Origin of the sequence: Cellulomonas telluris, assembly GCF_004886325.1 — a bacterium.
Classification (GTDB): domain Bacteria; phylum Actinomycetota; class Actinomycetes; order Actinomycetales; family Cellulomonadaceae; genus Cellulomonas; species Cellulomonas telluris.
The window spans coordinates 693,855-710,846 of sequence record NZ_QXFN01000001.1 but is presented as its reverse complement, the minus strand read 5'-3'; the positions used below and the strand labels follow the sequence as shown (position 1 = coordinate 710,846).

The following is a 16,992-nucleotide window of genomic DNA, read 5'->3' as shown; positions in this document are numbered from 1 at the left end:
GGGCCCTGCCGCGCCGGGCCCTGCCGCGCCGGGCCCGGCCGCGCCGGGCCCGGCCGCGCCGGGCCCTGCCGCGCCGGGCCCGGCCGCGCCGGGCCCGGCCGCGCCGGGCCCGGCCGCGCCGGGCGCCGGCCGCGCCGGGCGCCGGCCTCAGGGCAGCAGGCCGGCGGCCAGCGCGGGCGCGATCACGGGCGCCAGCGGCAGCCGCGGCACGAGCGTCGCCTGCACCGCGTGGTACAGGTCGGCCTTGCCGGCCCAGACCGTGCGCGAGACCTCGTTGTCCGGCCCGAGCTCGTGCCACCACGACCCGCCCGTGCGGTCGAGCAGGTGGGTGCCGACGTACTCCCACCAGGTCGTGTAGAGGTCGTCGAAGCGCGCCTCGCCCGTGGCCGCGTGCAGCGCGGCCGCCGCCGCGACCGCCTCGGCCGCGACCCAGTGCATGCGCTCGCGCACGACCGGGCGGCCCTGCCAGTCCACCGTGTAGACGAACCCGGGCGCACCGTCGACCGCCCACCCCTCGCGCACGCCCGCGTCGAAGAGCGCCACCGCGTCGTCGAGCATCCAGGCGGGCGCGTCGTCGCCGCGGGCCGCGAGGGCCGCGCGCGCGTGCAGCGTCAGGCGCGCCCACTCGAACCAGTGGCCGATCGTCGCGCCGTAGGGGCGGAACGGGTGGGCCGGGGCGTCGGCGTTGTACTCCAGGTCCGGCGTCCAGGTCGCGTCGAAGTGCTCGGGGATGCGCCAGTCCTGCCCGGCGGCGAACCCGTGCACGACGCGCTCGACCACCCGCACCGCGCGGTCCAGCCAGCGGCGGTCGCCGGTGACGTCGGCGGCGGCGAGGTACGCCTCGACGGTGTGCATGTTCGCGTTCACCCCGCGGTAGGGGTCGAGCGTGGTGAACGTGCGGTCCCACTGCTCCACCGCCATGCCGGCTTCGTCGTCCCAGAAGTGGCGCTCCTGCACCGCGAGCGCCTCGTCGAGCAGCGCGCGCGCCCCCGGCCGGCCGGCCGCGACGGCGCTCGACGTCGCGAGCACGACGAACGCGTGCGGGTAGGCCGCCTTGTCGGCGTCCCGGGGCGTGCCGTCGCGCTCGACCTCGGCGAACCAGCCGCCGTGCTCGGCGTCCCGGAACGGGCCGGCGAGGGCGGCGAGGCCGTGGTCGACGAGGTCGGCCGACCCGGGGCGACCGGCGAGGTGCGCGAGCGCGTAGACGTGCGTCATGCGGCACGTGACCCACAGCTCGACGGGCCCGTCCTCGGGGCGTCCCTGCTCGTCGAGGCGCGCGAACCCGCCCGACGGGAGCCGCGCCACGCGCCCGAACTCCCAGAGCCGGTCGGCCTCCGCCTCGAGCCAACGGTGATGCGCCGGGGTGCTCAGCCACGCCATGCCGGTCAGCCTAGCCACGCGGTGCCGCCCGGGCGGGCGACACCGTCTGCCCACGCTGCGCCGCGGTGGCCCCTCGGCGAGAATGCCCGGGTGGACCAGACGCAGCAGGACGAGGACCGCAGCACCGACGACGGCCGGCCGCACGTGGTCGTCCTGCCCTCGGGCGAGGACGCGCCGGACGGCCCGGACGAGCAGGAGGGGCGGCGCGAGGACGTCGGCGGCATGGTCGAGCAGCCCGCGAAGGTCATGCGGATCGGCACGATGATCAAGCAGCTGCTCGACGAGGTGCGCTCGGCGCCGCTCGACGACGCCGCCCGCGCCCGGCTCGCCGAGATCCACGAGCGGTCGCTGCACGAGCTGGAGGAGGGCCTGTCGCCCGAGCTCGTCGACGAGCTGCGGCGCATCGCGCTGCCGTTCGGCGAGGACGCCTCCCCCTCCGACGCGGAGCTGCGGATCGCGCAGGCGCAGCTCGTCGGGTGGCTCGAGGGCCTGTTCCACGGCATCCAGACGGCGCTGGTGGCGCAGCAGATGGCGGCGCAGGCGCAGCTGACGCAGATGCGCCGGGCGCTGCCGCCCGGGGTGCGCCCGCCCGGCCCCGGGGGTCCCGGCGGTCCGTTCGGGATGCCGGCGCAGCAGGGTGAGCCCGCGCACGACGCGCGCCCGACCCCCGGCCAGTACCTCTGACGCCCGTCCCGCACGCCCGGCCACGGGGCCGGGGCGCGCGGGGCCGGGCGCGCGCGGTCAGGGTGCGGGCGGGGACGGCGCCGCGTCGGGCGGCGTCGGGGCGTCGGCCTCCGACCGCGCGGTGAGCGCGATCGCGCCGGAGACGAGCACGAGGCCGACGACCTCGAGCCCGTGCGGCCACTGCCGCAGCACGACGGCGCCGACGACGGCGGCCGTCGCCGGCAGCAGCGCGAGCAGGACGGCGAACGTCGCGGCGCTGACGCGGCGCAGCACGACCTGCTCGAGCGCGTAGGGCACGACCGACGAGCACAGGGCGATCACCACGACGAGCGCGGCGAGCCGCACGTCGACGAGCGCGGGTCCCGCTCCCCCGGCGAGGAACGGCGCGAGGACGAGCGCACCGGCGGTCATGGCGACGGCGAGCCCGCTCGCGCCCGGCCCGCCGGACCGGGCGACCCGTCGCCCGAGGACGATGTACGCCGCCCAGCAGGCCGCGGAGACGCCGATCGCGACGAGCCCCGTCAGGGCGCCGGGTCCGGTGTCGAGGGTGACGCCGGCGAGCAGCACGACGCCGACGGCGGCGACGGCGATCGCGGCGCGGTCGCGCCAGCCCCGGCCGGTGACGGCGGCGACGGCGACCGGCCCGAGGAACTCGAGGGCGACCGCGGTGCCGAGCGGCAGGTGCTCGATCGCGACGTAGAACGCGACGTTCATGAGCGCGAGGACCACGCCGAACGCCGCGGTGACCCCGAGGCGCCGGCCGCGCCACAGCTCGGGCGTGCGCCACGGCCGCCGCCACGCGAGCAGCACGAGCGCGGAGACCGCGATGCGCAGCCACGCCACGACGCCGGCCGGCAGCACCGCGAACAGGCCGACCGCGACCGCCGCCCCGACGTACTGCGTCAGCCCGGAGACGACGAACAGCAGCGGGGCGGGCACCGCGTCAGGCTACGCGCGGTGCCCGCCCGGGCCGTGGTCAGCCCTTGACGGAGCCCGCGAGCAGCCCCCGGACGAAGTACCGCTGCAGCGCCAGGAAGACGACCAGCGGGACGACCATCGCGACGAACGCGCCGGCGGACAGCAGGTGCCACTGCGACCCGCGGGTGCCGGCGAGCTCGGCGATGCGGACCGTCAGCGGCGCGACGTCCGTGGTGCCGCCGACGAACACGAGCGCGACGAGCAGGTCGTTCCACACCCACAGGAACTGGAAGATGCCGAACGACGCGATCGCGGGCGTGAGCAGCGGCAGCAGCACCCGGAAGAACACGGTGACGTGCCCGGCGCCGTCCACGCGCGCCGCCTCCACCAGCGAGGACGGGATGTCCTTCATGAAGTTGTGCAGCAGGTAGATCGCGAGTGGCAGCGCGAAGATCGAGTGCGACAGCCACACGACCCAGAACGACCCGGCGAGCCCCCACGAGACGTACTGCTGCAGCAGCGGCAGGAGCGTGACCTGGATCGGCACGACCTGCAGCGCGAACACCGCCACGAACAGCAGCTCGCGCCCGCGGAACGGGATCCACGCGAACGCGTACGCCGCGAGCAGCGCGAGCGAGATGGGGATGACCACGGCGGGCAGCGTGATGACGAGCGAGTTGACGAAGAACGTCGCGAAGCTCGTCGAGGAGCCGAACAGCACCTCGCTGTAGTTCTCGAGCGTGGCGGCCGGGGCGGTGAAGAACGTCCACCACCCGCTCGTGCGGATGTCCGACCGCGGCCGGATCGAGGTGACGAGCAGGCCGAACGTCGGCACGGTCCACAGGATCGCCAGGACGATCGCGATGCCGGACGCCCACGGCGAGCTGAGCCGGCCCTTCGCGGCGATCGCCCGCTGCTCCGCCCGCGTGAGCCGGGGGACCTTGCGGGTGTCGGCCTCGGTGCGGTCGGTGAGCGTCGTCGGCGGGATGGCGGTCATCGGATCTCCTCCGCGAGCTTCAGCTGCCGCACGTTGTACGCGATGATCGGGATGACGAGCACGAAGAGGATCACCGCGAGCGCGGCACCGAGGCCCTGGTTCCGGGCCGTGAAGCTCTGCGTGTAGAACTCGTAGGCGACGACCGACGTGTCGAAGTTGCCGCCGGTCATCGTCCGGACGATGTCGAAGACCTTCAGGGTCGCCATCGCGATCGTCGTCACGACGACGACGAGGGCCGGCCGGATCGACGGCACCGTGATGTAGCGGAACATCGACAGCCCGTGCAGCCCGTCCAGGCGCGCGGCCTCGACGATGTCGTCCGGGATCGCCTTGACCGCGGCGGACAGCACCGTCATGGCGAACCCGGCCTGGATCCACACCATGACGACGATGAGGAACAGGTTGTTCCACGGCTGGTCCTGCAGGAACTGCTGCGGCTGCATGCCCAGCCACACGAGCAGCTGGTTGAGCAGGCCGGTCTGCTGGATGTTGCCCTGCACCGGCTTGTACTCGTAGACGAACTTCCAGATGATCGACGCCCCCACGAGGGAGATCGCCATCGGCAGGAAGATCAGCGTCTTCGCGACGTACTCGAACCGCGTGCGGTCGACGAGGACGGCGTAGACGAGGCCGAAGAACGTCGCGGCGAGCGGCACGAGCACGACCCAGAGCGCGGTGTTGCGCAGGACGACCTGGAACTGCTCCTGCGTGAACGCGGTGACGTAGTTGTCGAGGCCGATGAAGTTCCGCCCGCGGCCGTCGTGGAAGGAGCTCCAGATGGTGCGCAGGCCGGGGTAGAAGAGGCCGAACGCGAGGAACAGCAGGGTCGGCCCGAGGAAGCCCGCCACGACCACCCACGTGGGCGCGCGCCTCAGCCGGTCGATCCCGAGCAGGATCGCGCCCATCACGACGACGAAGAGCACGATGGCGATGACCATCAGCGTGAGCTTCTCGGGCGTCGTGTCGGGTCGGAGCAACCAGTCCATGGTCATCCCCTCGTCGTGCCGGTCGTCGTCGACCGGTCAGCGGGTACGGACGCCGTGGTGGGGGCCACCGGGACCGGTGACCCCCACCACGTGGTGCGGCGACGTCAGCTCGAGGGCCAGGAGGCCTCGATGTTCGACAGCGTCGTCTGCGAGTCCTGACCGGGGCTGATCCACGAGACCATCTCGCGCCAGAACGAGCCGGCACCGACGGAGCCGGGCATCTGGTCGGAGCCGTCGAAGCGGAACGTGTACGTCTCGTCGGTCAGCAGGTCGAACGACAGCTGGTCGATCGGCGACTGCAGCAGCTCACGGTCGAGGCCGCTGTTCGCGCTGATCCAGCCCTGACCGGTCACCTCCGCCTTGGCGTTCGCCCACTGGGGGCTCGACAGGTACGCGTGGAACGCCTGCACCTCCTCGCGGTCCGAGAACGCCGTCACGAACTCGCCGCCGCCGAGCAGCGGCTTGTCCTCCTCCGACTCGCCCGGCAGGTAGAAGGCGTAGACGTCGCCGTCCTCGGCGACCTCCAGGCCCTCGTCCCAGTTGGCCTGGTAGAAGTTCGCGGCGCGGTGCAGGAAGCAGGTGCCGTCGGGGATGCCGTTGCCGGCCTCGTTCCAGGGCGCCGACGCGATGGACGCGACGTCGCCGAGGCCGCCGTTGACGTAGTCCTCGTTCTTGAGGATGCCGCCGACCGCGTCGAGCGCCTCGACGATCTGCGGGTCGTCGAAGGGGATCTCGTGGTTCACCCACTGGTCGTAGACCTCGGGGCCCGCGGTGCGCAGGACGACGTCCTCGAGCCAGTCGGTGGCCGGCCAGCCGGTGGCGTCACCGGACTCGATGCCCGCGCACCACGGCTTGATGTCCGGGTTGTCCTCGACCATCTGGTCGGTCAGGTCGAGCAGCTCCTGCCAGGTGGTCGGGACCTCGTAGCCGTTCTCCTCGAACGCGGACGGCGAGTACCAGACGAAGGACTTCACGTTGGCGCCGAGCGGGGTCGCGTAGAGCGTGCCGTCGACCGTGCCGTACTCGACCCAGCCCTCGGTGTAGTACTCGTTGGCGTTGTCGATGACGGACTGCGGCGCGGCCTGCACGGCGTCCGGGAAGTCCTGGACGAGCGAGCGCAGGAAGCCGGGCTGCGGGATGTAGGCGATGTCCGGAGGGTTGCCGGCCTCGAGGCGGACGGGCAGCTGCGCCTCGAACTCGCGGGAGCCCTCGTACTCGATCTCGGCGCGCGTGCACTCCTCGAACGGCTCGTACGAGGCCTCCTGCTCCTGCGCCTCGGGGTCGACGATCGAGGTGTAGACGGAGACGGTCTTGCCCTCGAGGTCGCCGTACTGCTCGTAGTCCGCGCAGTCGAACGTGGCCGCCGCCTCGTCGCCCCCGCCACCGCCGCCGTCCCCACCGTCGGAGCACGCCGTGAGCACGAGCCCGAGACCGGCGACCGAGGCGGCCAGTGCCAGCCCCCGGCGCCGCTGGATGCGCTTCATGTGACCTCCACGTCCTTGTGGTCCGGGCACGGATCGCCCGGCCTGCGTCGATGCAAGTGCGTTTGCGCAACGCTTGCAACCGCGAAACACCGACAGAGCGGTCACGATCCGGTCACGTCGGGCCGATCCGGGCATGTCGCCCCGGCGCGCCGTCGTGCCCGGGTCAGACGAGCACCCGACGCAGCACCGGCACGGCGCCGTCGTCGTCGATCGTCCCCGTCACCTCGTCCGCGGCCAGCCGCACGACCTCCCGCGCGTGGCCCATCGCGACGCCGCACGCGGCCCAGCGCAGCATCTCCAGGTCGTTCTCGCCGTCCCCGATCGCGAGGGTCGCGAACGGCTCCACGGCGAGGTCCCGCCGGACCTCCTCGAGCGCGCTGCCCTTGCTGACACCGCCCGGCGTGAGGTCGAGCCATGCGCTCCAGCCGACCGCGTAGGAGACCTGGTGCAGCCCGACGCGCTCCACGATCTCGTGGAACTCCTCCGGCGTGCCGCCGGGGTTGCGGATGATCACGCGGGTCGCGGGCGCGCCCACGAGCTCCTCGAACGTCTCGATCCGCTGCTCGCCCGTCAGCTCCCCCGGCGGGAACGGCCGCGACACCCGGAACCCGACGCCGAGGTCCTCGACCGCGAACAGGGCGTCCGGGATCTCCAGCGCGATCGCGCGCAGCGCGGGGGCGGGGTCGAACGTCACGGCGCGCGCGACCGTGTACCCGTCCGGTGCCGCCGGGTCCAGGCGTGCCGTGACCGCGCCGTTCGACGCCACGACCCAGCCCTCGTGCAGGCCCAGGTCCTGCGCCACCTCCACCGCGGAGTGCGTCGACCGGCCCGTCGCGAGCACGACGTGCACCCCGGCGGCGACGAGGTCCGCGACCGCCGCGCGCACGCCCGCCGAGAGGACGCCGTCGTAGCTCATCAGCGTGCCGTCGACGTCGAGCGCGACGAGGCGGGTGCGGCTCACCGCGCGACACCCCGGCGGGCGACGGGCTCCAGCACCTCCAGGCCGCCGAGGTACGGGCGCAGCCCCTCGGGGACGCGCACCGAGCCGTCCGCCTGCTGGTGGTTCTCGAGGATCGCGACGACCCAGCGCGTCGTGGCGAGCGTGCCGTTGAGCGTCGCGACGGTCCGCGTGCCGTCCTCGGTGCGCTCCCGGACGCCGAGGCGCCGCGCCTGGAACGTCGTGCAGTTGGAGGTCGACGTGACCTCCATCCAGCGCTGCTGGCTCGGCAGCCACGCCTCGCAGTCGAACTTGCGGGCCGCGCTCGAGCCGAGGTCGCCGGCCGCGGTGTCGATCACGCGGTACGGCAGGTCGACGAGCGCGAGCATCTCCTTCTCCCACGCGAGGATCCGGCGGTGCTCCTCGGCGGCGTCCTCGGGGCGCGTCCACACGAAGGCCTCGACCTTGTGGAACTGGTGCACGCGGATGATGCCGCGGGTGTCCTTGCCGTACGAGCCGGCCTCGCGCCGGTAGCAGGCGCTCCAGCCGGCGTACCGCAGGGGCCCGGCCGACAGGTCGAGGATCTCGTCCTTGTGGTAGCCGGCGAGCGCGACCTCGCTCGTGCCGACCAGGTACAGGTCGTCGGCCTCGAGCCGGTAGATCTCGTCCGCGTGCGCACCGAGGAACCCGGTGCCCGCCATGATCTCCGGCTTGACCAGCGTCGGCGTGATCATCGGCGTGAAGCCGTTGCGCAGCGCGAGGTCGGTGGCCGCGGTGAGCAGCGCGAGCTCGAGGCGCGCGCCGATGCCGGTGAGGAAGTAGAACCGCGCGCCGGACACCTTGGCGCCGCGCTCGGTGTCGATCGCGGCGAGGCCCTCGCCGAGGTCGAGGTGGTCCTTCACGACGAAGTCCGGGCCGTACTCGGCGGCGAGGTCGCGCGGGGTGCCGACGTGCTCCAGGACCACGTAGTCGTCCTCGCCGCCGGCGGGGACGCCGTCCTCGACGACGTTGCCGATCCGGCGCGCGAGCTCGGCCGCGCGCTCCTCGGCGGCGGCCGCGTCGGCCTGCAGCGCCTTGACCCGCTCCGCGAGCTGCTTCGTGTGCGCGAGCAGCGCCTGCTTCTCGTCCCCGGACGCCTGCGCGACCTTCTTGCCGTGCGCCTTCTGCTCGGCGCGCAGCGTCTCGAACTCCGTCAGCGCGGAGCGACGCCGGGCGTCGGCCTCGAGCACCTCGTCGACGAGGTGCGGGTCCTCACCGCGCGCCACCTGGCTGGCGCGCACGACATCGGGGTCCTCCCGCAGGAGCCGCAGATCGATCACGCGTCGACCCTACCGACCGCACGCCCGCTCACCCGGCGCACGCCCACCGACCCGCCCCCACCCGTCGCCGAGTCCGCCGCGTCCGTGCCGACTTCTCGACCCGTGGCCGTCGGACTCGTCGCAGCACCGGCGGACTCGGCGGCGTGGGGTGGGGGCGGCGGCCGGGGCGAGTGCACGGTGGTGGGGCTCCCGGATCGCCGGAGTCCCGGGGCGCCGGTACGTTCGCGACATGTCGTGGGTGGAGTGGGTCTCGGTCGTGGCCGTCGTCCTGGCGGTGCTGGCGCTGGCCCTGGCCGGGACGGTGTTCGTGCGTCAACGCCGGGTCCGTGAGGACGACGACCTCGTGCACGCCGAGGCCGTGCAGCACGTGGCCGAGGCGCCGCGCGAGGGGCGGCTCGTCGCGTTCGTCGCCAACCCCTCGAAGCCGGACGTGCCCGCGCTGCGCGCCGCCGTCTACAAGGCGGCGTCCGAGCGCTACCTGCCGGAGCCGGTCTGGCTCGAGACGACGGTCGAGGACCCGGGGGTCGGGCAGGCGCGCCAGGCCGTCGAGATGGGTGCCGACATCGTCATCGCGGTCGGCGGCGACGGCACCGTGCGCGCGGTCGCCGAGGCGCTGGCCGGCACGGGCGTCCCGATGGGCCTCATGCCGCTCGGCACCGGCAACCTGCTCGCGCGCAACCTCGACATCCCGCTGAACGACCCGATCGCCGCCATGGGCATCGCGATCGACGGGCAGGACAAGCCCATCGACGTCGGGTGGCTGCGCGTCCTGAAGTGGGAGTCGCAGATGGACGACGACATCGCCGAGGCGGCCGACGACATGCCCGCCGACACCGACCACCCGCGTGACCACGTCTTCCTCGTCATCGCCGGCCTCGGCTTCGACGCCCAGATGGTGGCCGACGCCGACGAGGACCTGAAGGCCAAGGTCGGGTGGATGGCGTACTTCGTCGCCGGCGCGCGCCACCTCAACGGCCGCCGCCTGCGGCTGCGCGTGCGCCTGGACCAGAAGCCGGCGGAGAACGTGCGCGTGCGCAGCATGCTCATCGGCAACTGCGGCAAGCTCCCCGGCGGCATCACGCTGCTCCCCGACGCGATCATCGACGACGGCGAGCTCGACGTGGCCCTCATCGACACGCGCGGCGGCCTCGCCGGGTGGGCGCAGCTGTTCGGCGAGGTCGCGCTGCAGGGCATCGGCGCGCGCAACGACCTGCCGGGCAAGATCGGCCGCATCGACCACACCCGCGCCCGGCGCGTGCACATGGCCGCCGGCGTGCCCGAGCCCGTGCAGGTCGACGGGGACGTCGTGGGACGCGCGACGGAGGTCGAGGCGCGCGTGGACCGGCAGTCGCTGGTCGTGCGCGTCCCCGCCTGACCCGCCGGGCATCGCCTGACCCGCCGGGCATCGCCTGACCCGCCGGGCATCCGTCCGACCCGCCCGGCGTCCGCCTGACCCGCGGCGCGTCCCGCCCGATCCGCCGCGGGCGGGCTCAGCCGTCCGTCATCGCCTCCCGCGGGGACGCCGCCGCCCCCGCCACCACGAGCACCCCGCCCAGTGCCAGCGCCGCCGCGACGGGTGCGACGTCGCCCCACGCCTGCTGCAGCGGCGGCAGCCAGAACGGGTACAGCGCGGGCAGCACGATGGACAGGCTGTACGCGGTGCCGTACCCGCTGGAGCGGACCGCCGGCGGGAAGCGCTCGGCGAGGTACGCACCGATGGGCCCGTACGCCGACACCGTGACCACCTGCAGGACGGTGACGAGCGCGACGAGCGCGGCCCCCGACGCAGGCCCCGCGAACGCCGCGAGGTACACCCCCGGCGCGAGCAGGGCGGCGCCGGCGCCGAACGCGACGAGGAAGCGCCGCCGGCCCGCGAGCGTCGAGGCGTGCCCGCTCGCCACCATCGCGACGGCCGACACGGCGGTCGCCACGAGCATCGTCAGCGTGACCGCCCGCCCGTCGAGCGTCGCGACGACACCGAGCTGCGAGGTCACCACGGCGACCGCCATGTTGGTGAACAGCCACAGCCCGGTCATGAGCACGAGCAGGCGCCACAGGCGGCCGCGCTCGGCCCCGACCAGCACGGTCGCGAGCGGGCGCGCCGCCGGCGCGGCCGCGGCCCGCTCGGGCGTGTCCCGCACGTGCCGGCGGAAGTGGTGCACCGCCACGAACGCGAGCACCGAGCCGACGACGAACGGCACACGCCACCCCCAGTCCGCGTAGCCGTCGGGCCCGAGCACACCCAGCAGCACCAGCACCAGGGCCGCGATCGTCGCGTTCGCCGCGGGTGACATGGCCATGACGAGCCCGCTGACGAACCCGCGCCGCCGCGGCGCGGACCACTCGATGGCGAGCGGCACGGCCGACGTGTACCCGCCGCCGATGAGCACGCCGCTGACCAGCCGCAGCGCCACCACCGCGAGCAGCACCTGCTCGTGGGTGAGCAGGCCGACCGGCAGCAGCGCGAGGAGCAGGGTGACGACGCCGAGACCCGCCATGCTGGCGCGCGCCACCGGAGCGCGGCCCACGCGGTCGGCCAGCGAGCCCAGCAGCGCGGCGCCGAGCGGGCGGCCGACGAGCGTCGCGACGAACACCAGACCGGCGTGCGCGACGACGGCCTCCGTGCCGTACAGCTCGGCCGCGACGGGGGCGAGCGCGAGCACCGGCAGGAAGATGTCGAACTGGTCGACGTAGTTGCCGAGCACGCCGCCGCGCACCGCGGCGCGGGCGGGGTCGGGCTCGGGACCCCGGGCGGCGCCCGCGGGACCGGTCGTCGCGGCGCCGGCACCGGCGGCGGACGAGGTGGGCAGGACAGGACGCACGTCAGGCATGGCACTCCCTACGCCGGCATGACCCGGACAGGTTCGAACGGTCGACGGCCCGACAGCCGTCCTCTCAGCCCGCTGGTGCGGGCTCCCGTGTGGTGGTGCCGGCGATGCTAGCGAGGCCGGGCGCCGGCGGCGCACCCCTGTCCACGGACGCGCTCCGGACCGCCTCCGGCGGGGGCAGCCGTCAGACGGCGGTGCCCGAGCGCAGCCGCGCGAGCCAGGCGCGCGCCTCGACGAAGTCCTCGTCCGCCGTGCCGACGTGCACCGTCGGGGCGACGGCGTCCGCGCGGGGGTAGGAGCCGAGGAAGCGCACGTACGGGCAGCGCCGATGCAGGCCCATGATCGCCTCGCCCATGCGCTCGTCCGTGATGTGCCCCTCCGCGTCGATGGAGAAGGAGTACCGGCCCAGCGCGTCCCCGATGGGCCGCGACTCGATGCGGGAGAGGTTCACGCCGCGCACGGCGAACTGCTCGAGCATCGCCAGCAGCGCACCGGCCTCGTTGTCGGGCAGGTGCACCACGAGGCTCGTCTTGTCCGCGCCCGTGCGCGGCGGCACCTCGCGCGGCGCCCCCACGACGACGAACCGCGTCAGGGCCGACGGGTTGTCCGCCACCAGCTCGGCCAGGGGCGTCAGCCCGTAGGTGCCGACCGCGGCCGGCGGGACCAACGCGGCGTCGAACGGCAGCGCGGCCGCCTCGCCGGACGTCAGCGCGTCGACCAGCAGGGCCGCGGGGGCGGTGTTGGACGTGGCGGGCACGTGCACCGCGCCGGGCAGGTGCGCGGCCACCCACCGCCGGCACTGCACCCACGCGTGCGGGTGCGCCGAGACCCGGCGCACGTCGGCGAGCGCCGTGCCGGGTGCGGCGACGAGCGTGAACTGCACGGGCACGAGCACCTCGCGCAGCACCACCAGCGGGTCGCCGGTCGCCAGCGCGTCGAGGGTCGCCGTCACGCCGCCCTCGGCGGTCGACTCGATGGCCACGACGGCGTAGTCGGCCTCGCCGGAGCGCACCGCGGCGATCGCGGACCCGACGTCCGTCTGCGGCAGGTACTCCGCCTCGTCCGGGGACGCGACCTGCTGCAGCGCCTGCTCCGTGAAGGTGCCCGCCGGCCCCAGGTACGCGTAGCGCGGCACGCCCATCGCCCCTCCCGCTGCTCCCGTGGCCGCCCGCGCGGCCCCGCCGAGCCTAGTGCGCGCACGTACCCTGAGTCGGTGCCCCGGTCCCTGCGCGCCCTCGTCCCCACCCTGCTCACCGCCCTCGTGGCGGTGCTCGGCGTGGGCGCCGCGGTGCCCGCGGCCGCGGCGTCGACGCCCGCCCCGGCGGTGGGCGAGAGCCCCGTGCCGGGGCCCGTCGTGCTCGTCGGCGTGACGGGCCTGCGCTGGGACGACGTGGGCTCGCTGACCACGCCCGCGCTGTGGGAGCTGAGCCGCGGCGGCTCCGTCGCCGCCGTCGCCGCGCGGTCCGTCACCACCCGGGCCTGCCCGGCCGACGGCTGGCTCGCCGTGTCCGCCGGCGCCCGCGCCGCCGACCTGCCCGTCGAGGACCGCACGTGCCGGACGCTGCGCGAGCCCGGCGAGGCCGGGGAGGTGCCCGGCTGGCAGGACTACCTCACGGCCGCCGGCGCGGAGTCCTACGGCGCGCGCCCCGGCATGCTCGGCGACGTGCTCGCGGCCGCGGGGACCCCGGTCGTCGGCATCGGGCCGGGTGCGGCGATCGCGCTGGCCGACCCCGACGGCCTGCCCGTCGGTGAGCACCTGCGGGCGCCGACGACGCCCCGCGCGCTGCGCGCGCTGGTCCGCGAGGCCACCGCCGAGGGTGCCGGGCTGCTCGTGGTCGACGCGGGTCAGATCCGCGACCCCGGGTACGCGACCGCGCCCCGCCTGCCGTCCACCGACCCCACGCCCGGTGCCACCGCCGCCCCCGTCGAGGAGGAGGGCGAGGCCCCGCTGGGCGGCTCCGAGGCGCCCGACCTGCCGGGATCGGAGTCGATCGTCGAGCCGTCCCGCGCGCAGCAGGCCGTGACCGTCGACGAGCGGGTCGCGGCGGTGCTCGACGGGCTCGGCAACCGCGACGCCACCGTGCTGGTGGTCTCGCTCGCCGACTCGGGCCGCAGCGTGCTCCAGCTCGGTGCGGCGGTCGGCCCGGCCACCGACGGCCGCCTGTACGACGAGAACCTGCTCACCTCCGGCTCCACCCGGCAGCCGGGCGTCGTGCAGACCACCGACGTGACGCCGACGCTGCTCGCGCTGCTGGGGCTGCTCGACGACGCACCGGCCCTGCCGGGCGCCGAGATCCGGCCGGTGCCGGGGCCGGAGTCGGGTGCGGCCCGGGTCGGCATGCTCCTCGACGCGCAGCAGGAGGCGTCGGCCGTCGTCCGCGTCTCGGGCACGTTCTCGGCCCGGCTGGTGCTCGCGCAGGCGGCCCTCTTCGTCGCCGCCGCGGTCGTCCTCACGCGCCGCGCGCGGTCCGGCACGGACCGGCGGACGGGCGCGCTGCGCCCGTCGCTGCGCGCGCTCCAGGTCCTCGCGCTCGCGCTGGGCGCGACGCCCGTCGCGTCGTTCCTCGTGGGGCTCGTCCCGTGGTGGCGCGCCGACCGCCCGGTCACGGCGTTCTGGTGGGTCCTGCTCGGGTGGGTCGCGGTCATCACGACGCTCGCGCTGGCCGGTCCGTGGCGTCGTCACGTGCTGGGACCCGCGGGCGTGGTCTCCGCCGTCACGGTCGTCACGCTCCTGGCCGACGCGCTCACGGGGTCCACGCTCGTCATCGACGCCCCCATGGGTGCGCACCGGATCATGGCGGCGCGGTTCTACGGCATGAGCAACCAGGCGTTCGCGCTCGTCACGGCCGCGGGCGTGCTCGTGGCCGTGGTCGCGGCGGACGCCCTGTTGCGGCGCGGCCGCCGGCGCGCCGCGGTCGCGGCGGTCGTGCTCACCGGGCTCGCGATCGCCGTCGTCGACGGCGCCCCGCAGTGGGGTGCGGACTTCGGCGGCCCGCCGGCGATCCTCGTCGCGTTCGCGATGCTCGCGATCGCGGTGGCGGGGCGCCGCGTCTCGTGGCGGGTCGTGCTGCTCGTCGGCGCGGTCGGCACGGCCGTCGTCCTCGGCTTCGCGTGGCTCGACTGGCTGCGCCCCGCCGCCGACCAGACGCACCTCGGCCGGTTCTTCGCGACGGTGCTGGACGGCGGGCTGTGGGACGTCCTGGGACGCAAGCTGTCGGCGAACCTGCGCCTGCTCACGTCGTGGCGCTACCTGGTGCTCGCGATCGGCGGCGTGGCGCTCACGTGGCTCGTGCTCGCCGGGCCCCGCTCGCGGCGCGGCGCGATCATGGGCGAGGGGTCGCCCCTCGAGGGCCTGCAGCGGACGGTGCCGCTGCTGCGCCCCGCCGTCGCGGCGACCGGCGTGGCCCTGACCATCGGGTTCCTCATGAACGACTCGGGCATCGTCGTGCTCGCCCTGGGCATCGCGGTGTCCGTGCCGTGCCTGGTGGCGGCCGCCGCCCAGTGGCGGCTCGAGCACGACGTCGCCGGTGCCGGCCCCGACCGGGCGGGTGCCTCCCCCGGCGCGCCCGCGGACCCCGCGACGCCGGCCGCCGGGACCGAGGACGTCAGCCCCGCGGACGCCCCTCGGGCGTGAGCGTGCGCCGCACCGACCCGGCGGCGGCGCGGGCGCGGCGCGCGTTCACCGCGAGCTGCACGTCGCGGTACTGCGCCGCACGGTGCAGCTGGCCCTTGAGGTCCGTGCCCGACGGACGGTGCCGCAGGTCGCACGGGACCTCGAGCACGCGGTAGCCCTGCCGCAGCAGGTCGATCGTCATGCCGACCTCGACGCCCCAGCCGCGCGCGAGCGGCGTCGCGGCCTCGAACGCCTCGCGGGTGAGGCAGCGCATGCCGGACAGCGGCTGCGTCGGCGTCCACCCCGTCATCGACACGATCGCGCGGCGGGCGGCGCCGACCACGAGGCCGCGTCCGCCGGCGCCGGGCTGGGGCGGCAGGAGCGCGATCGCGAGGTCGGTGAGCCCCTCGAGCACCGGCGGGACGAGCGGCGCCGTGTTGACGGCGGTCTCGCCCAGGTCGCCGTCGACGAACAGCAGGGTGCGCGGCGGACGGTCGGGGGCGTCGCGCATGGCGACGACGGCCGCGCCGGTCTCCATCGCGGCGGCCTTGCCGCGGTTGTGCGAGTGGCGCACCACGACGGCACCGGCCTCGCGGGCCACGTGCTGCGTGTTGTCCTCCGAGCCGTCGTCGACGACGAGGACGAGGTCGACGTGCGGGATGGCCCGGGCCGAGCGGACGGTCGCCGCGATCCGCCGGGACTCGTCCTTGGCCGGGATGATCACGGCCACGCGCTGGCGCTGGCGCTGCGCGCGGGGGCGGCTCCCGACGGCCTGCTGCGGGCTCCGGCCGTCCTCGCTCCCCGTCGCTGTCACGCGTCCCACCCTAGTCACGAACGGGGCCGGGTCGCCTCACGACGCGGCGGGCCGCACGCGCCGCCCACCTGCGGCCCCGCCGTGCGGAGCCGCAGGTGGGGAGGGGTTCAGCGGAGCGTGACCTGCCGGGCGACGAGGCCCGCGCGGGCGCGGCGGGCGTTCGCGTCGAGCGGGCTCGTGTCGGCCATCGCCTCCTCGAACCGCGGGGCGAACGCGGCGAGGGGACCCTCGACGTCGTCGGCCTCGGACCCGCGGGCCAGCTCCCACACGGGCACGACGATGCCGGCGGCGCGGAAGTAGCCGAGGAAGCGGGCGTCCTCGAAGCCGGACTCGCGCCGCGCGTGCAGGCGCGCGAGGCCGTCGAGCACGACCTGCTCGTCCTCGGCGCGGGCCCACCGCAGGAACTCCTTGGCGCCCATGCGGCACCAGTAGGCGGACCCGACGGACGACATCCGGCGCGTGTCGATGATGCCGGCGTCGGCCTCCTCGATCGCGGCCTGCAGGTCGGCCGTGACCTCGGTGCCCGGGTCGAGCCAGTAGGAGAAGCTCTCGCGGACCGTGACCTCGAACGGCACGGTGGGGTCGAGCACGTCCTGCAGGCGCGGGCCGGGCGTGGGCAGGCCGATCGTCTCGATGGCCGTGCCGGGCTCGGCGTCGAGCGCGAGCAGCAGGGCGGTGGCGAGGTCGCGGCTGGCGTCACCGGAGCTCGTGCCCGTCTGCAGCGCGAGCAGCACGGTGCCGTCGGCGCGGTGCAGCGCGGGCCACGAGTTCGGCAGCACGGTCGTGACGACGACGTCGCGGGCGCCGTGCTCGGCGGTCGTGCGCGCGGTGGCGGTGGCGGCGGGGACGAGCTCGCGCAGGGCCACCCAGTCGGGCTCCCCGGGCAGGCCCTCGAAAGGACGCAGGACGAAGGTGTCGTTGGCGGGCACCCGCCGAGGCTACCCGGCGCCGTACGGCACCGGCCCGCGAGACCGCGCTCCCCGGGACGTCGACGCCCGCGGACGACGGTCTCGCGGCGCGGGGGCTGGGGCC

14 protein-coding genes and 1 riboswitch are annotated in these 16,992 nt (G+C 75.3%); of the genes, 3 read left to right on the top strand and 11 right to left on the bottom strand.

Annotated features, from left to right (window positions below):
• Positions 1 to 147: 147 nt before the first annotated feature.
• Entirely contained in the window at positions 148 to 1,380 is a 1,233-nt protein-coding gene (locus tag FB586_RS03395) for an AGE family epimerase/isomerase (protein ID WP_136517886.1), read from the bottom strand.
• Positions 1,381 to 1,470: 90 nt separating this feature from the next.
• Between FB586_RS03395 and FB586_RS03390 the strand changes: the two genes are divergently transcribed.
• A complete protein-coding gene (locus FB586_RS03390; protein ID WP_246036390.1) occupies positions 1,471 to 2,064 on the top strand; it encodes a bacterial proteasome activator family protein in 594 nt (197 codons plus the stop codon).
• A 57-nt stretch (positions 2,065 to 2,121) separates the two neighbouring features.
• On the opposite strand, the gene FB586_RS03385 is transcribed toward FB586_RS03390, so the two are convergent.
• The 6 genes from FB586_RS03385 to serS all read right to left on the bottom strand — a co-directional run bounded on the left by FB586_RS03385 (position 2,122) and on the right by serS (position 8,705).
• Entirely contained in the window at positions 2,122 to 3,003 is an 882-nt protein-coding gene (locus FB586_RS03385) for an EamA family transporter (protein WP_136517884.1), read from the bottom strand.
• Positions 3,004 to 3,040: 37 nt separating this feature from the next.
• Positions 3,041 to 3,979, bottom strand: coding sequence for a carbohydrate ABC transporter permease (locus FB586_RS03380; protein WP_136517883.1), 939 nt, complete (start codon positions 3,977 to 3,979; stop codon positions 3,041 to 3,043).
• On the bottom strand, positions 3,976 to 4,965 hold the full coding sequence (locus FB586_RS03375; protein WP_136517882.1) for a carbohydrate ABC transporter permease: 990 nt from the start codon (positions 4,963 to 4,965) through the stop codon (positions 3,976 to 3,978). The genes FB586_RS03380 and FB586_RS03375 overlap by 4 nt, the downstream gene beginning before the upstream one ends.
• Before the next feature lie 104 nt (positions 4,966 to 5,069).
• A complete protein-coding gene (locus FB586_RS03370) occupies positions 5,070 to 6,449 on the bottom strand; it encodes an ABC transporter substrate-binding protein (RefSeq protein ID WP_136517881.1) in 1,380 nt (459 codons plus the stop codon).
• A gap of 163 nt (positions 6,450 to 6,612) precedes the next feature.
• Complete coding sequence (locus tag FB586_RS03365; protein WP_136517880.1) at positions 6,613 to 7,410, bottom strand: HAD family hydrolase; 798 nt, start codon at positions 7,408 to 7,410, stop codon at positions 6,613 to 6,615.
• Positions 7,407 to 8,705 carry a serine--tRNA ligase gene (gene serS / locus FB586_RS03360; RefSeq protein WP_136517879.1) on the bottom strand — a complete coding sequence of 433 codons (1,299 nt, stop codon included), beginning with the start codon at positions 8,703 to 8,705 and terminating at the stop codon, positions 7,407 to 7,409. The genes FB586_RS03365 and serS overlap by 4 nt, the downstream gene beginning before the upstream one ends.
• 229 nt (positions 8,706 to 8,934) lie before the next feature.
• Here serS and FB586_RS03355 point away from each other — a divergent pair, with 229 nt between their 5' ends.
• Positions 8,935 to 10,080, top strand: coding sequence for a diacylglycerol/lipid kinase family protein (locus FB586_RS03355; protein ID WP_136517878.1), 1,146 nt, complete (start codon positions 8,935 to 8,937; stop codon positions 10,078 to 10,080).
• Between the two features lie 115 nt (positions 10,081 to 10,195).
• Here FB586_RS03355 and FB586_RS03350 read toward each other — a convergent pair whose 3' ends face one another.
• Together FB586_RS03350 and pheA are read right to left on the bottom strand one after the other, a co-directional pair.
• Positions 10,196 to 11,536 (bottom strand): MFS transporter, encoded by a 1,341-nt coding sequence (locus tag FB586_RS03350; RefSeq protein ID WP_136517877.1) that lies wholly within the window; start codon positions 11,534 to 11,536, stop codon positions 10,196 to 10,198.
• Positions 11,525 to 11,635: riboswitch (TPP riboswitch) on the bottom strand. It overlaps the preceding gene by 12 nt.
• Positions 11,636 to 11,717: 82 nt before the next feature.
• Complete coding sequence (pheA, locus tag FB586_RS03345; RefSeq protein ID WP_136517876.1) at positions 11,718 to 12,674, bottom strand: prephenate dehydratase; 957 nt, start codon at positions 12,672 to 12,674, stop codon at positions 11,718 to 11,720.
• Between the two features lie 72 nt (positions 12,675 to 12,746).
• On the opposite strand from pheA, the gene FB586_RS03340 reads away from it, so the two are divergent.
• Positions 12,747 to 15,167: a hypothetical protein gene (locus tag FB586_RS03340; RefSeq protein WP_136517875.1), complete on the top strand. Its 2,421-nt coding sequence runs from the start codon at positions 12,747 to 12,749 to the stop codon at positions 15,165 to 15,167.
• Here FB586_RS03340 and FB586_RS03335 read toward each other — a convergent pair.
• Together FB586_RS03335 and FB586_RS03330 are read right to left on the bottom strand one after the other, a co-directional pair.
• Positions 15,139 to 15,960, bottom strand: coding sequence for a glycosyltransferase family 2 protein (locus FB586_RS03335; protein WP_370741041.1), 822 nt, complete (start codon positions 15,958 to 15,960; stop codon positions 15,139 to 15,141). The two genes, FB586_RS03340 and FB586_RS03335, sit on opposite strands and share 29 nt — an antisense overlap.
• Before the next feature lie 107 nt (positions 15,961 to 16,067).
• Positions 16,068 to 16,889 (bottom strand): DUF5926 family protein, encoded by an 822-nt coding sequence (locus tag FB586_RS03330; protein WP_136517874.1) that lies wholly within the window; start codon positions 16,887 to 16,889, stop codon positions 16,068 to 16,070.
• Between the last annotated feature and the right edge of the window lie 103 nt (positions 16,890 to 16,992).

Excerpts from the sequence above, each read along its gene's own strand:
- FB586_RS03375 (WP_136517882.1), bottom strand. The coding sequence starts at position 4,965 with ATGGACTGGTTGCTCCGACCCGACACGACGCCCGAGAAGCTCACGCTG.
- FB586_RS03380 (WP_136517883.1), bottom strand. The coding sequence starts at position 3,979 with ATGACCGCCATCCCGCCGACGACGCTCACCGACCGCACCGAGGCCGAC.
- FB586_RS03370 (WP_136517881.1), bottom strand. The coding sequence starts at position 6,449 with ATGAAGCGCATCCAGCGGCGCCGGGGGCTGGCACTGGCCGCCTCGGTC.
- FB586_RS03395 (WP_136517886.1), bottom strand. The coding sequence starts at position 1,380 with ATGGCGTGGCTGAGCACCCCGGCGCATCACCGTTGGCTCGAGGCGGAG.
- FB586_RS03350 (WP_136517877.1), bottom strand. The coding sequence starts at position 11,536 with ATGCCTGACGTGCGTCCTGTCCTGCCCACCTCGTCCGCCGCCGGTGCC.
- FB586_RS03355 (WP_136517878.1), top strand. The coding sequence starts at position 8,935 with ATGTCGTGGGTGGAGTGGGTCTCGGTCGTGGCCGTCGTCCTGGCGGTG.
- pheA (WP_136517876.1), bottom strand. The coding sequence starts at position 12,674 with ATGGGCGTGCCGCGCTACGCGTACCTGGGGCCGGCGGGCACCTTCACG.